Genomic DNA, 14,630 nt, shown 5'->3' on the forward strand with positions numbered 1-14,630 from the left:
TCGCTTTTATCATGTCCCTATCGCAATCTACCAGACTACGACAAAAAGGCTATGCAGAAGATCGAAAACGCATCATTCCCAGCTTACAGAAGTGCCCCAAACCAGCCGGACTGGCTAGAATTGGCAGAATACGCCTCAGTTGCCGGTTCAGCGATTGGCACGATTGCAGCAGGATTGTCGGGCCAAATTCTCTACGCTGCCGCCCCCTTAACCGCAGCACTCTCGCTGAATCTCGCCAATCGCCAGCGTTTCGAGCAACAAATGCAACAAAAGGCAAATTCTGCGATCGCGGAGGTACAGGCCTCCGTAGAAGGTCGATCGCAGCAACTTCAGATACTACCTGGACAACCGGAGGTACTCTACACTGCTGTCTCCGACTTGCAGCAGAAACTCCTGGGCTTGGAATCCGGGGCCATCGCCGAGGTACAAGCTGCCGTAGCCTCCCTCGAACGCCAAGCGCAGGCGCTTCCTGCAGATTCTCAGGACTTCAACACGCAACTGTCGGATTTGCAGCAAAAACTCCGGATTTTGGAAAATAGCGCCCTGAGAGAGCATGATTGGGAAAATGTCAACGTCCGATTGTTATTGATGGGCGAAAAGTTAACTGAAGTTAAAACTATTACGGCTAGGTTGCAGGAGCGATCGAACGAAGTAAACTTGAATGAAATCCAAGGTTCTCTGAAGCAATTGCAGGATTTGCTCGATCGACCCACAATAGACACAGGGATGCTGCAAACCGAGATTCAGCATTTGCAGCAGCAAGTTTCCGAGTTGCAGCGGCAAAATCAAGAAATTGTCAAGCCTTATTTGCAGCGTCTGACTCGCGCCGTGAAGAAACTATCAGCAAATTAGTCGTTAGTTATTAGTTTTTTGTAGGGTGTTGGGCCCGGCGCACCGAACCCCAGTCCTTCCTAGGGTGCCGGCCCGGCCGCGCACCTTACCCATTACAAATTCCCCATTACCAATTACCAATTACCAATTACCCGTTACTAAATTTTTGCCAAGCTTGCCAGAAAACATAAATCGATAACACTGCCAAGAACGATCGAAAAGCTAAACTAACAATACGATCGGGCAAACTCGGCAAAAACCGCGTGCTCACCTGCACGCCCAACAAACCGCCGCCGCCGAGAATCAACCCCGCAATCCACAAAACATTCCCGCGCGCCGCGTGTCCCGCCGTCGCCGAAATTGCCGTGATGACGATGACGCCCAAGCTCGTTTGAATTGCCGTTTTAATGCTTTCTCCTAACAGCAAAATTTGCAGGGGAACCATAATCACGCCGCCGCCTACGCCAAACAAACCCGCTAATAAACCCGCAGCACTGCCGGTAGCAATTTTAGCCAAAGTTGGATGGAATAAAATATTTGAATCTTTTGGTAGTTGGTAATTGGTAATTGGTAATTGAGGATTTTCCTCTTGTCCCGCTTGTCCTCCTAGTTCGCCTTGTTCTTCTGCAGCTTCCTGCTGAGCCCTCAGGCGCGATCGTAATTCAATCAAATAAATATTCAGCCACAGCAACAGCCCAAAAGTAAGTAACAGCAAGTAAGGCGGAAATATCCCCGCCAAATAAGCACCGATTTGTGCGGTGATGATGGCTGGAAATCCGATGCCTGCGACTTGACTCAAGCTGAGGTAGCCCATGCGCCAATTCTGGATGCTGCCAGAAATAGCTGTAATGACGATCGACAAACCGCTAGTAGCAACTGCTTGCACCGGGGCGTAATTGAGAGCCACCAACAAAGGCACGATCGCCGTACCGCCGCCGATACCCAAAAATCCCGCTAGAATTCCGGCAAAAAGTCCGGCCGCACCCAGAATCCATAATTCGCTGACAGTCATCAGATTTTAGCTTTTACTATGAGTATAAATTTTAACTCAAAACTCAAAATTCACAAGTCACAAGTCACAACTCAAAACTCAAAACTCACAACTCACAACTCACAACTCAAAACTCATTAGTTGTGCCGTCCGGCATAATTGCCCGCCTCAAATCTGCATCGCGGAAGTTAGTTCGATTGACATTAGCATCAATCAAAACCGCTTCCGCCAAAATAGCCCCGCTAAAATTAGACCAGCAAAGCTTAGCCCGGTACAAATTAGCACCGCTCAAGTTAGCAGCGCGCAGCGTTGACCAACTCACATTAGCAACTCTCAAATTAGCATTGCTCAGATTAGCTTCGGTGAGATTAGCTCCAACCATCGTTACTTGGCGCAAGTCTGCACCAGTCAGGTTGGCCCGGCTCAGCATCGCCCCGCTGAGAATTGCCTGACTCAGATTAGCTCTTTCTAAAAGCGCCTCGCTGAGGATAGCATTTGTCAGGTTTACCGCTTTGAGATTTGACCAACTCAAATTTGCTTTCATCAAATTAATGCGAATCATGCTAGCGTCAGTTAAGTTGGCAGCAAACAAATTAGCTTCGGTAAAGTTGGCTTCGGTCAAATTAGCTTCGGTCAAATTAGCCTTGGTCATGTTGACTTCTCTGGCCATTGAGCCGCGCAGGTTGGCTCCGATCAGGTTAGCCCCGCTGAGATTGGCGCGGCTCAAATCGGTACCGATCAGATTTGCTTCGCTGAGGTAGGCTTCCGTCATGTCCACTCCTGCCAATTTCACCTCGCGCAAGTTCGCTCCAGTCAGGTTAGCGCCTTTGAGGTTAGCGTCTTGGAAATTCGCTCGGGTAAAGTTAGCCTCGCTGAGGTTTACACCTTTTAAGTCGGCCCCGGCGAGGTTAATCTCTCGAAAAATTCTTTCTCCGGCCGCATATTGCCTCAGAATTCGATCGGCCTCCATGTCATTCGCCTCGCAATTATTTTCAAACGTTAGGGTGATGGGTTTTACCACATCATCCCAGATAACCACGGTATTAACCCTCCACGCTGTAGTATCTGTAGAATCTTTGCACTGCTTTCCTGGCAATGCTGTGCAGCTAGCGGATAAAAGGCCTGACAAATATCAACGCTTCTGAGAAAATCAAAAATAGGGTAAAACTCTCGGCACTGGGTCCTCAAACAGCCAGCAGCAAAGAAAAAAAGACAACAGACAACTCAACGACAGATAACTGACAAAGGAAATTTTAAAATGCCTGAAAATTTGAGAAGCCAAGCTGTGACTGGGGGCGTGCAGCGCGCGCCCAACCGGGCAATGCTGCGGGCAGTCGGTTTTGGCGACGGCGATTTCACTAAGCCTATTGTGGGGATTGCCAACGGGTACAGCACGATTACGCCCTGCAATATGGGATTGAACGACCTCGCTTTGCGGGCTATTGCGAGTGCAAAGGAAGCCGGCGCCATGCCACAGGTGTTCGGTACGATTACTATCAGCGACGGGATCTCGATGGGAACTCAAGGGATGAAATATTCTCTGGTGTCGAGAGATGTGATTGCCGATTCGATAGAAACTGTTTGCAACGGCCAAAGTATGGACGGGTTGCTGGCTGTCGGCGGTTGCGATAAAAATATGCCTGGGGCGATGATTGCGATCGCCCGCATGAACATTCCTGCTATTTTTGTTTACGGTGGCACGATCCAGCCCGGACACCACAACGGACGGGATTTAACCGTCGTCAGCGTTTTTGAAGCAGTCGGTCAATTCAGCGCGGGCAAAATTGACGAAACAGAACTCAATGCAGTCGAACACAAAGCTTGTCCGGGTGCGGGTTCTTGCGGCGGAATGTTCACAGCAAATACGATGTCGAGCGCTTTTGAAGCGATGGGCATGAGTTTGCCTTATTCTTCGACAATGGCTGCTGAGGATGCCGAAAAAGCTGACAGCGCTGCCGAATCTGCAAAAGTTGTGGTGGAAGCGATCCGCAAACAGTTGCTACCAAGCCAAATTTTGACACGGTCGGCCTTTGAAAATGCGATCGCGGTAATCATGGCAATCGGCGGTTCAACCAACGCTGTGCTGCATTTATTAGCCATTTCAAATGCGATCGGCGTTGAACTGTCCCTCGACGATTTTGAAACTATTCGAGCAAAAGTACCAGTGCTGTGCGACCTCAAACCCAGCGGCAAATACGTAGCAACCGATTTGCACAAAGCCGGCGGCATTCCTCAAGTAATGAAAATGCTGCTAGAACAGGGTTTGCTGCACCCAGACGCCCTGACAATTACCGGCCAAACTGTTGCTGAAGTGTTGGCAGATATTCCAGCCGAACCCCGCACCGACCAAGATGTCATCCGCCCTTGGAACAACCCGCTTTACGCCCAAGGACATTTAGCAATTCTGAGGGGAAATCTGGCAACAGAAGGAGCCGTTGCTAAAATTACGGGCGTTAAGAAACCGCAAATTACCGGCCCGGCGCGGGTATTTGAATCTGAAGAAGATTGTTTGGATGCAATTTTAGCGGGCAAAATTCAAGCCGGAGATGTGATTGTCATCCGCTACGAAGGACCCAAAGGCGGACCGGGAATGCGCGAAATGTTAGCACCAACTTCGGCAATTATTGGCGCAGGTTTGGGCGATTCTGTAGGATTAATTACTGACGGTCGCTTCTCGGGCGGAACTTACGGCATGGTTGTCGGTCACGTTGCACCTGAGGCGCAAGTAGGAGGCACAATTGCTTTAGTAAAAGAGGGCGATTCGATTACGATTGATGCTAACAATCGCTTGTTGCAGCTCAATGTTTCTGATGCAGAATTGGAGCAGCGGCGGGATCTTTGGCAGCCTCCTAAACCTCGCTATACTAAGGGCGTTTTGGCTAAATACGCTAAGTTGGTTTCTTCTAGCAGTGTTGGTGCTGTGACTGATTTGGGTTTGGGTTAAAGTAGGAATTTTTTAACCGCAGAGGTCGGCAGATGAACACAGATGAACGCAGATAAAATCCTATCTGCGTTCATCTGTGTCCATCCGCTGATATCTGCGGTTAAAAAATTCCAAATTAACGGCGCTGATTCAAAAAGCGGCTTGCCATCGAAATTGTGTCAGTAATATCTACGTCGCCGTCTCCGTCTGCATCTAAAAACGTATTCAAAACGGGATTGCTGCCCGGGGCAGGATTTTGGGCGTTGCTGCCGGTTTTTAGCAAATTCAGCACCAGGGGCACCAAAACAGGTATCATCGCCTGCACTGTGGCGTTATTCAAACCGGTTCTTTGGGCGATATCGGCCACTATCTGGGTCAGTTGGCCGGCTCCGAACAAACTCTGTACCGCTTGCGGGTTGGGATTTGTGCCGCTAAATTGGTTGACAATTTGTTGAGCTTGTGCGTCTCCCGACTGCGATCGCACGTCTTGCAATGCCGATCGCACGTATCCGCCCAAAACCGACATTGCTAGCTGAGTCGTCCCTGTATTGACGCCCTGGTTGCCGCTCAACTGCTCTACCGCACCGAGAATGTTGCCCAACTGATTGGGATTTGCTTGTTGGTTGGGATCGTCGATCGCGCTCAAAATTTGGTCAAATAGTCCCATAATTTTTGCTCCGTACAGTTGTTTCTCAACTTTAAATTATAGCAACTCCTATTTTTCAAGATTGCGGAAAATAGTTTTGAGTTGGTACCATCGCTCATCTAGTGGCGTAGCGACAGCCAGTCAATCGATTTTAGATTTTAGATTTTAGATTTTAGATTGACCCCACGGATAAATGCGGGGGCTTGAGGATTTTCGATTTGCGATTTTGGATTGATTCCACGGATAAATCACGTGGCGGGTACCATCAAGAAATTCTTGGTCAGTTCAAAACTCTCAATAGACCTCTTGCAAAAATCCTTTTCATCAATTGATGGGAGGGGCAAGATGCCCATCCCACAAGAGTTATTTTTTCTTGTGGGATGGGCATCTTGCCCGTCCTATTTATTTTTGCAAGAGGTCTAATAATCACTTGATAACGCAAGTCTAACAGCATATTCCACGTTTATGAAGGACACCAGCTTCTCGCTCTCTCCCTACTTCATCAACCTGGAATTCCCTGTATTTCTTAAGTTCGTGCAGGCAGACGAAAGTTGGTGTAGACGCAATTTAAATCGCCGAGTGTTCAAAGATATAACAATAGAAATTAAGTTGATTCCATCCGCTTGTACGCCACCAATTCCAAACCTGAAATCGAAAGTTCCATTTTTTGCCAATCTTGCTTGTCACCTTCCAAGTTTTCAAAGGCTGCTGAGGTGAGCAAAATCTCTCCCCGTTCCGCCAAATCCTCTCCCAGCTTGGATGCCAGATTAAATTCCGATCCGTACATATCCTCTCCTTCCAGCATCAAAACATCGCCGCAGCCAATACCAATGCAGAGGTAAATATCCATCTCCGGTGGCACTGTCGTGTTGACAGCCGCCGTTTGCTTGAGAGAGTCGATCGCAGCTTCCACCGCCGATTTTACATCGGGAAAAACTGCAAAAACATTGTCTGCTTCCTCCTTAACTACAGTGCCGCCGCATTCGGAAATTATCGGTTTGACAATTCCGTGCATCCGGTGAATCATTGCCAAAAAATGAATAATTCCGTACCGGACTGTAGTGCGGGAAAATCCCGACATATCCATTACTAAAATAGCGTAATTTTGGCTAAAAGTTTCATTTATTTTCGCATCAATTTCAGCCATTCTTTCGGGATGTTCGTTTCTTTCTTGCAGCAAGCTTTCCAAGTTAGCGCGGTTATTTGTTTTCATTTTAGTTTAATTAAATTCCCAATCGCGACACAGTTCTTGAGGGCGACCAGCCGGATGCACCGCACAATTAATGCCGTCCTTGCCGTAATAATAATCGCAGACTTTGCAAGGTTGAGTTTGCTCTAATTTTTTCATCAAAATTGCCCGGGTTTTCTGCACTCGGTTTCGATACTTGTTTGCATTCGAGTGACTCGGTTCAATTGCCAAAGCTTGCTCGAAAGCTGCTAAGCTGGAATCGTATAATTTAATAATTTGGGCGCTGTATTTTGTCCAAGCATCGGCGCGGCTTTGATACAGTTCGACTGTACTTAAGCTTAAAATTCCGTATTCTGTCCAAGCATCCGCTGAAGCTCGATCGAACTTAATATTGGCATTGAGCAAAACTTTTTTTATCGTTGCCAAAAGTTCCCTCGGCTGCCAAGGTTTGCTAACATAAGCCTCTGCGCGATCGATCGCCCTAGACAATAAACCTAACTGCTGTCCCTTTCCTGTTAAAAATACGACTGGTATGTTCCTCGTTTCGGGATTAGCTTTAATTAAACGGCAAACACCGTAGCCGTCCATGCGGGGCATTACGATATCTAATAATACTAAATCAGGGCAAATTTTCTCAATTTTATCCAGCGCTTCCACGCCGTCTGATGCTTGAATTACATTCAATCCGCTGCACCTCAACTGATGTGAAATGCACTCCCGCTGGCTGCGGGAATCTTCCACCACTAAAACTGTACTCATCACTCCCCACCTGCTTTTTGAGGTAAACTTGTTCGCTGCTTCGAGTGGCCCTTGCTGAAATCAGTTTACCCACATTGGAAGAGTTTGTTATCACTAGCAAGCTAAACTTACTAAAATTGCAACAAATCTTAAACAGGGAACCAAAGGTGATACTTATCAGAAAATGCTGGTTGCTAATACGCGGACAATTATTCGAGGTTGAGGCCGTAAATATTCGGCTTTTAAGCCTTAATAGCGGCAAAATGTACTGATTTCGGGTGAAAACCTTGTTGAATTGCAACAGATAATCGGCTACTGTATACGTTGAAGTTCAGAAGGACGACAAATGAATCGATTGCTCCTCACTTTATTGGTAAGTCCGACGCTGTTTGGATCTCTGATGTCTTTAAGCGCGATCGCAAATCCCGCTCAAATTACCGAAACACCAGGCCAATCGACTGATTCGCCCAAGTGTGTGCCCTCGCCCCACACTCAGCGTCTGACTTGCGTGCGCCTCCCCGCCAAAACCGCTGCTGCTAATTCTCAACCAAAAATCAGTTGGCAGCGCCCGGGTGAAGAACAGGTGGAGATGCTGGATTTTTCGGAAGAAGAAAGCGATGCCGCCGTGGCGATGTTTGGCTGCGACTGCCCGGTTTGTCTCAATATCCTGCGTCAGTTGCGCGGTGTGCCCCTGTTACCGGTGTGAAGCCGATGGGTCTCATATGTTGCACCATTGTCAATTAACCTTTTATGAACAGGCTTTCCGGCCTGTTCCACAGGCAAATTTATCTTTTGTGGAACAGGCCGGAAAGCCTGTTGCTGACAATGGTGCGCGCTTTTGAGTGCCTTTAGCTTTCTCACTTTTAGAGAAATTGTAGTCAATTTGTTCCATCATTTCGAGAGATTTCTTATCTCTCAAAATCGGATATCTACTTTTTAGCAAGAACTTGTTTAAGTTGAGTAGTTGCTTGCTCAATTTTTTCGATACTACCTGGGTTGACCAATCCGTAGTAGTCAAAAACGTAAACTCGATTATTTTTGGTGGCTGTTAGTTGATTCCAAAATGAATCAGATTTAAATTCGTCTAAAATTCCTTCTCCCCGATCGACAATAATGATTACTTCCGGATTAGCCTCTAAAATCTTTTCCGCTGAAAGCGTCACGTAGCCTCGAACAGGGCTATCTCCTTGCAATTGGGCTGCGACATTTTTCACGTTAAACTTACCCAGCAAATCTCCAGCCCAACTGCTTTGATTGGGCGATAAAATCGGTTGTCTGCTTACCAAAACTAAAGTGGCGGGGCTTTGATTCGGGAGGTCTGTTAAAAATGTTTGGTAGCGTTTTAACAGAGGTTCGGGATTTGTATTGAGGGATTTAGCTAAAGTTGTTGTTAACTCTTCTAGGGATTTCCAGCTATCAACTTGAGTGAGTAAAGTTTTTATTCCTAGCTGCTGCAATTTTTGCATTGTTTGGTCATGAAATCCCGACGCACCTACCACCAAATCCGGTTTCAATGCGATGATTTTTTCTAAATTAGGAGGGGTGCGTTCGGCAGTGACTGCGGTAATCCCTGTAAATTTGGGGTTGCTGCTGACTAATGCGCTGCCGGGAATTCCTACAAGTTTGGTTCGGTCGAGTTGATGGATAATATCGGCGGTTAAAGGTGTTAAAGCTACAACTTTTTGTGCTGGTTCCGTGTTAGTTGTTTGTGGTTGATTAACTGGCGAACCAGCAGGAGTTGATTGCTGAATTTGGGGTGAAGTGGCGGCGGAGCAAGCGGTAAATGCTAAACTCAGCAACAGGATAGCGATACGAGAAAAAAAAGTTTTGTACATAGTTTAGGCGGGAGTTACAGCGAGTTTAGACCAGGTTGAGACAGAATTCACGGGAAGTTCGATCGCACTTTAGCGCTTAATGATTTAAATATCAATAGTTTACGGTAGATTTTGTATAAAAAACCGCCTTTCTTGCCTGAATTTGGATTTTTTAAGTATCTCTTAACTTTTATTCGAGCCTTTGGAACCACTACTAGGCAATAGTTTAAAGCCTGTGGCACTCAGATAGAACAGTGGATTGCGGCAATAAGTTAATAGAAATAATTATCAAGAGATTGGGAACTTAGTGCGATGGCAAGGTTATACTTATCATAAAAGTATTAAATGTGAAGAGTGGGAGCGATCGCACAAATTTGCAAGCCTACAGAAGTTTCTAAAATGATAGCTTCTACGCCAAAAATTTCAGCTAAATTATCAGGAGTTAAAACTTCAGCGGGAGTTCCTACACAAAAAAGTTTCCCTTTATTTAACATAGCAATCCGGGAACTGTACCTAGCAGCTAAATTAATTTCATGCAGCACCGTAATAATCGTCAATTTTTGTGTTAGATTGAGTTGGTTAAGCAACTCTAACAATTGCAACTGATAGCAAATATCTAAATAAGTAGTAGGTTCATCTAATAGCAAAACTTGCGGATTTTGAGCCAAAGCTAAGGCGAGGAAAGCGCGCTGGCGTTCGCCTCCTGAGAGTTGTTCGACAGGGCGATCGCGAAATTCTTCAATCCCAGTTTGACTGATAGCAACCTCCACCTTTTCCGCATCTTCCTTGCTCAACTCCCACTGCCACCAAACCTGATGAGGAGAACGCCCCAAACTAACTAATTGCCGTACCGTCAAACCTTCTGGCACTGTTTGCTGCTGCGGCAAAATCGCTAATTTTTGAGCGACAACAGCCGCAGGTTGAGTATGAATTGCTTTGCCATCAAGCAACACACTTCCTTGCTGCGGAGTTAGGATGCGGCTAACTAACTTCAAGAAAGTAGACTTACCAGAACCGTTGGCACCGATGAGACTCAACCACTCACCAGGTTGTAAAGATAAAGTGATGTTGTGGGCGATCGCAACTTCGCCGTAACCACCAGTTAAATTTTGAATTTCTAAATTCATTCTATTTTGGTAATGGGTAATTGGGCATGGGGCATGGGGCATGGGGCATGGGGCATGGGGCATGGGGCATGGGGCATGGGGCATGGGGCATTGGTTACTAATAACTAATGACTAATGACTAATGACTAATGACTAATGACTAATGACTAATGACTAATAACTAGAACGCCGATAAAGCAGCCAGACAAACAGGGGAGAACCCAACAAAGCCGTAACCGTACCCACAGGCAATTCTACCGCACCCAAACGAGCCAAAAAATCAGCAAAAGTCAACACCCAAGCACCGCCGATCGCACTCAGCGGCAATACAAACCGATAATCATTACCAACCAACAAACGCACCCCGTGAGGCACAACCAATCCCACAAAACCAATCAATCCGCCGATGCTGACAGCACTCGCAGCTAGCAAAGTAGCAACACCCCCAATCAACAAGCGCGATCGTACCAGCGAAACCCCCAAACCAACAGCTAAATCGTCGCCCAAAGCCAGCAAATTTATCGCTCGACCCAAAAAACATCCTAACAGCAAAGCAGCCAAAATATAAGGTGCCGCCACCTGCAAATCCGACCAACCGCGACCGTTCAAACTACCGATTAACCAATTCAAAGCAGCTTGCAAACGGCTGTCTTCAGCTAACAGCAGCAGTGTAGTTTGTATTGCCCCAAACAGAGAACTCACAGCCACACCAGCTAAAACCAAACGTTCAACAGAAATCCCCGTTTTAGTTTTTCCCAAAAAGTAGACCAGCATGGAAGTTAAAATAGCACCTATCCAAGCCGCCAAAGGCACCCAAGTTTGAAATATTCCCAAAGTCAGCATGGTAATCGCAACCAACCCTGCACCAGCAGAAATTCCTAATACAAAAGGATCGGCTAAACCATTGCGGAGTAACCCTTGCAGCAAAGCCCCCGACATTCCTAAAGCCGCACCAACCGTCAGCGCTGCCGCCACTCTGGGCAAACGCAATTCCCAGAAAATAGTTTGATTGACAGTATCACCTCGGTGCAGAAATGCTTGCCACAGTTGATCGGCACTCATGGGTACCGCACCAAAAGAAAGCGAAAGAACGATGGTTAACAGCAAACCCAATCCTAAGAATACAACTGCCTGAAAAACTCGATATTTTAGCCAGATTTTTTGCAAATTCACTACATTACACCACAATCTTCATTAACAGCACTAAATACCATATTTCCTCCGTTTTTAAAGCTTGAACTCGTTAACTACAATAACAATAACCGATTCACCTGAAGACGGCTTCAGTGGGAGCAGATGAGCAGGCGATCGCACCCGTCGGCAAAATTAAATGTATAATATTAACGAAGTAAATCGCTACGAGTGAATCATGTCCGCAAACACCGCGCTACCCCCAGCCCTCGCTAAAATCGTCCAGCGCTTTCAGCGACATTCCGATCCGAAACAGCGCTACGAACAACTGCTGTGGTATGCCAAGAAACTCCCAGCATTTCCCGAAAGCGACAAACTGCCGGAAAACAAAGTTTCTGGCTGCGTGTCGCAAGTTTATATTACTGCAAATTTGGCAGACGGAAAAGTTCTGTATCAAGGCGATTCAGACGCTCAGTTAGTCAAAGGATTAGTTGGCTTGCTGGTGGAAGGTTTGAGCGGATTAACGCCTGCTGAAATTGTCACCATTACCCCAGATTTTATTCAAGACACGGGATTGAATGTGAGTCTGACACCTTCCCGCGCTAACGGATTTTACAACATCTTTCAAATGATGAAAAATAAGGCACTTGCTTGTGAATTGAGCAAGCAAGCAGAAGCAAATTAAAAGAATAAACAGCCATGACTCAAACTACAAATTTAACAAAATCAGGTTCTGGCAACTATCCCGCCGCTGTTCAACAATATCTCTGGAATTGGAAAGAAACGCAAATCAAAGTTATTTACGAAACCAGAGGACAGGGAAATCCTGTATTGCTGCTGCCTGCTTTCAGTACGGTTTCGACGCGAGAAGAAATGCGTCCTTTAGCAGAATTGTTAGCTTCTAACTTTCAAGTTGTGAGTTTAGATTGGCCGGGCTTTGGCGAATCGGATCGCCCGCGAATCGACTATCAGCCGCAATTATACCATCAATTTCTTAAGGATTTTGTTGGGTCAATTTTTAATAGTCCTGTTGCTGTAGTTGCGGCAGGTCACGCTGCGGGTTATGCGATTCAGTTAGCGCAATCACAGCCCAATGTTTGGTCAAAGATTGTGTTAGCTGCACCGACTTGGCGCGGGCCTTTGCCGACGATGAGCAAACAGCAAAGCGGGTGGCACAGAATCGTGAGAGAATTAGTCCGATCGCCCTTACTGGGACAATTCCTATACAAACTCAACACTGCGCCGTCATTCCTCAGTTTGATGTACCGTCGTCACGTCTATGTTGATGCTGCAAAAGTCACGCCCGATTTCATCGAAAATAAGTGGAAAGTTACTCAAAAAGCGGGCGCGAGATACGGTTCCGCTGCCTTTGTGACTGGTGGGTTAGATCCGGCAAAAGTGCGATCGGAATTTACAGATAAATTTCAACAGTTAGCAGTGCCGGTGATGGTTGTAATTGCTGAAAATGCGCCGCCCAAATCAAAGGCTGAAATGGAAGCATTAACGGAATTACCGGGTGTTGAATCGCGAGTTATTCTCGGTTCTTTGGGTATGCACGAAGAGAATGCAGCAGCTTTGGCAAATGCGGTTAAATCTTTTATGGGAGAGAATTAAGAGGGAATGAACCGCAGAGGGCGCAGAGAACGCAGAGGGGAGAAGGGAAGAGGGGATGAATGCAAGCTGTTTTTTTAACGTTAGTTTGGATTGTTTGCTATTGGTTTTGTCTGCCAGTTTATGCTGTCGCAGAGTCGCCGATAATCAATTTGCCAAAGAGTACGATCGAAAGTGCCCGGTTTGTCCCTAAAAAATATGCAAAGAGCCGCCCAGATGGGAGCTTTTCTAGAACTAGCATTTGTCAACGATTTGATGGGAAAAAATGCTGCTGATGAGGGACACAAAAACTGGCATCAAGTTTCTATTAGTAAAATGGCAGCAGCGATTAAACTAATCGGAGCCGAGCATTTTGTTCTCAGCACAGATTTGGGAAGAAAACCCGATCCTTTACCTGCAGAAGGCTACAAGTTATTTGTGGAAAAATTGATGGGCGAAGGCATTTCTCAGCGCGAAATTGATTTAATGATGAAGGAAAATCCAGCTCGTTTGTTAGGAATTTAGGCGTTTGGTGCAGCCGTGCACCCTACATGACTATTCTTGATTGCGTTTGACGCGCAGGTATCCGTTATCTGCAATGCGCCAAGCACCCCCAGCATTTCCCGTTAAATCGCTATCTTCCACGGTAGCAATGCCATCTCTGTAAATGCCGATCGCCTCACCTTCATTACCATTAATCCGACACCGGCGCACGATCAATTTTCCTCCCAATCCGACACCTATTCCCAAACTGCCGTTGTCAAAAATACTGCAATCTTCCACCGTTGCTTTCCCATTATCCGATATAAAAATTCCGTTCCATACCCCATCATGAATTTGACTGCGGCGGAGGATAGAATTTGCATCAGGACCGCAAACTCCCACCACAGAATAGTCCGCAGAAGTGATATCGCTGTCTTCTATGATTAACTCGCCTTTGCGAATATCTACAGCGTAATATTTCCCAGTTGCGCTCAGCGTTAAACCCCGCACTAAAGCACTGTCAGTTGCCATTTTAATGCAGTTTGAGCTGATACTTTCCACAACAATGCGATCGACCTCTCCGCTGCCGATAATTTCTACCGATTTGTCGAGAATTAGACTTTCGCGATAAACGCCTGGATGCACGTCAATGCGCGTGCCCGGTGCTGCATTTTTCAGCGCTTCGCTAATAGTAGTATAATCGCCTTGACCCTGCTGAGAAACAACAAGGTTTTGACTCTTCAAAACTTTGGGCTCAGAAGTAGATGCTTCAATTTGCCCTGATTCCGAGTCAAAATTCTCCGATTGTGGTGAGCCAGCTTCGGAAAGTTGCGATGTTAGCTGCAAGCGTTCTTGATAAACTGTCTCTAGCTGATGTTCTAACTCGGATACTTGAGATTGAAGTTGAGCTTGATTCTGGTTTGCTGTCTCGATTTGACTTTGCAATTGGGACAGTTGAGAATAAAGGTGCGATCGTTCTCTGTTAGCAGTTTCTAGCTGAGATGCCAATTCAGAGCGAGTTTGACGCACACTTTCTAACTGATTTTCTAAGTCGGATACTTGAGATTGAAGTTGAGTTTTATTTTGATTAGCTGTTTCGATTTGACTTTGCAATTGGGAGATTTGAGAAGTGAGCTGAGCTTCCAATTCAGAGCGACTTTGACGCACACTTTCTAACTGTTGTTCTAA

The 14,630-nt window shown here is 46.3% G+C and carries 15 protein-coding genes; 6 read left to right on the top strand and 9 right to left on the bottom strand.

Annotated features, from left to right (window positions below):
* The first annotated feature begins 51 nt into the window (after positions 1 to 51).
* Positions 52 to 852, top strand: coding sequence for a hypothetical protein (locus QUB61_RS00705; protein ID WP_333125941.1), 801 nt, complete (start codon positions 52 to 54; stop codon positions 850 to 852).
* 127 nt (positions 853 to 979) lie between these two features.
* Here the strand turns inward: QUB61_RS00705 and QUB61_RS00710 are convergent, their stop codons facing one another.
* Together QUB61_RS00710 and QUB61_RS00715 are read right to left on the bottom strand one after the other, a co-directional pair.
* Positions 980 to 1,843 carry a sulfite exporter TauE/SafE family protein gene (locus tag QUB61_RS00710; RefSeq protein WP_333125944.1) on the bottom strand — a complete coding sequence of 288 codons (864 nt, stop codon included), beginning with the start codon at positions 1,841 to 1,843 and terminating at the stop codon, positions 980 to 982.
* 106 nt (positions 1,844 to 1,949) lie between these two features.
* The gene (locus QUB61_RS00715; protein ID WP_333126022.1) at positions 1,950 to 2,792 is read right to left on the bottom strand and encodes a pentapeptide repeat-containing protein; all 843 of its coding nucleotides are present in this window, start codon (positions 2,790 to 2,792) and stop codon (positions 1,950 to 1,952) included.
* Positions 2,793 to 3,080: 288 nt separating this feature from the next.
* On the opposite strand from QUB61_RS00715, the gene ilvD reads away from it, so the two are divergent.
* Positions 3,081 to 4,766, top strand: a complete 1,686-nt coding sequence (gene ilvD, locus QUB61_RS00720) for a dihydroxy-acid dehydratase (RefSeq protein WP_333125947.1) — start codon at positions 3,081 to 3,083, stop codon at positions 4,764 to 4,766.
* A 115-nt stretch (positions 4,767 to 4,881) separates the two neighbouring features.
* Here ilvD and QUB61_RS00725 read toward each other — a convergent pair whose 3' ends face one another.
* The 3 genes from QUB61_RS00725 to QUB61_RS00735 form a co-directional block, all read right to left on the bottom strand.
* Positions 4,882 to 5,412 carry a hypothetical protein gene (locus tag QUB61_RS00725; protein ID WP_333125950.1) on the bottom strand — a complete coding sequence of 177 codons (531 nt, stop codon included), beginning with the start codon at positions 5,410 to 5,412 and terminating at the stop codon, positions 4,882 to 4,884.
* Positions 5,413 to 5,995: 583 nt separating this feature from the next.
* Positions 5,996 to 6,604 carry an adenylate/guanylate cyclase domain-containing protein gene (locus QUB61_RS00730; RefSeq protein ID WP_333135141.1) on the bottom strand — a complete coding sequence of 203 codons (609 nt, stop codon included), beginning with the start codon at positions 6,602 to 6,604 and terminating at the stop codon, positions 5,996 to 5,998.
* A 6-nt stretch (positions 6,605 to 6,610) separates the two neighbouring features.
* Positions 6,611 to 7,339 carry a response regulator gene (locus QUB61_RS00735; RefSeq protein WP_333135139.1) on the bottom strand — a complete coding sequence of 243 codons (729 nt, stop codon included), beginning with the start codon at positions 7,337 to 7,339 and terminating at the stop codon, positions 6,611 to 6,613.
* A gap of 325 nt (positions 7,340 to 7,664) precedes the next feature.
* Between QUB61_RS00735 and QUB61_RS00740 the strand changes: the two genes are divergently transcribed.
* Positions 7,665 to 8,024 carry a hypothetical protein gene (locus QUB61_RS00740; RefSeq protein ID WP_333135137.1) on the top strand — a complete coding sequence of 120 codons (360 nt, stop codon included), beginning with the start codon at positions 7,665 to 7,667 and terminating at the stop codon, positions 8,022 to 8,024.
* A 223-nt stretch (positions 8,025 to 8,247) separates the two neighbouring features.
* On the opposite strand, the gene QUB61_RS00745 is transcribed toward QUB61_RS00740, so the two are convergent.
* The 3 genes from QUB61_RS00745 to QUB61_RS00755 all read right to left on the bottom strand — a co-directional run bounded on the left by QUB61_RS00745 (position 8,248) and on the right by QUB61_RS00755 (position 11,411).
* Positions 8,248 to 9,153 carry an ABC transporter substrate-binding protein gene (locus QUB61_RS00745; RefSeq protein ID WP_333135135.1) on the bottom strand — a complete coding sequence of 302 codons (906 nt, stop codon included), beginning with the start codon at positions 9,151 to 9,153 and terminating at the stop codon, positions 8,248 to 8,250.
* 320 nt (positions 9,154 to 9,473) lie between these two features.
* Positions 9,474 to 10,259: an ABC transporter ATP-binding protein gene (locus QUB61_RS00750; protein WP_333135133.1), complete on the bottom strand. Its 786-nt coding sequence runs from the start codon at positions 10,257 to 10,259 to the stop codon at positions 9,474 to 9,476.
* A gap of 153 nt (positions 10,260 to 10,412) precedes the next feature.
* On the bottom strand, positions 10,413 to 11,411 hold the full coding sequence (locus QUB61_RS00755) for an iron ABC transporter permease (RefSeq protein ID WP_333135131.1): 999 nt from the start codon (positions 11,409 to 11,411) through the stop codon (positions 10,413 to 10,415).
* A gap of 196 nt (positions 11,412 to 11,607) precedes the next feature.
* Between QUB61_RS00755 and QUB61_RS00760 the strand changes: the two genes are divergently transcribed.
* The 3 genes from QUB61_RS00760 (at position 11,608) to QUB61_RS00770 (ending at position 13,484) form a co-directional block, all read left to right on the top strand.
* Positions 11,608 to 12,054 carry a SufE family protein gene (locus QUB61_RS00760; RefSeq protein ID WP_333135129.1) on the top strand — a complete coding sequence of 149 codons (447 nt, stop codon included), beginning with the start codon at positions 11,608 to 11,610 and terminating at the stop codon, positions 12,052 to 12,054.
* A gap of 14 nt (positions 12,055 to 12,068) precedes the next feature.
* The gene (locus QUB61_RS00765) at positions 12,069 to 12,983 is read left to right on the top strand and encodes an alpha/beta hydrolase (RefSeq protein WP_333135127.1); all 915 of its coding nucleotides are present in this window, start codon (positions 12,069 to 12,071) and stop codon (positions 12,981 to 12,983) included.
* A 195-nt stretch (positions 12,984 to 13,178) separates the two neighbouring features.
* Entirely contained in the window at positions 13,179 to 13,484 is a 306-nt protein-coding gene (locus QUB61_RS00770; protein WP_333135125.1) for a hypothetical protein, read from the top strand.
* Between the two features lie 30 nt (positions 13,485 to 13,514).
* Here the strand turns inward: QUB61_RS00770 and QUB61_RS00775 are convergent.
* Positions 13,515 to 14,630: right-handed parallel beta-helix repeat-containing protein (locus QUB61_RS00775; RefSeq protein ID WP_333189763.1), on the bottom strand; the 1,116-nt coding region annotated here is incomplete at its 5' end.

This window comes from Microcoleus sp. C2D2, assembly GCF_036702495.1.
In the GTDB taxonomy this organism is placed as follows: domain Bacteria; phylum Cyanobacteriota; class Cyanobacteriia; order Cyanobacteriales; family Microcoleaceae; genus Microcoleus.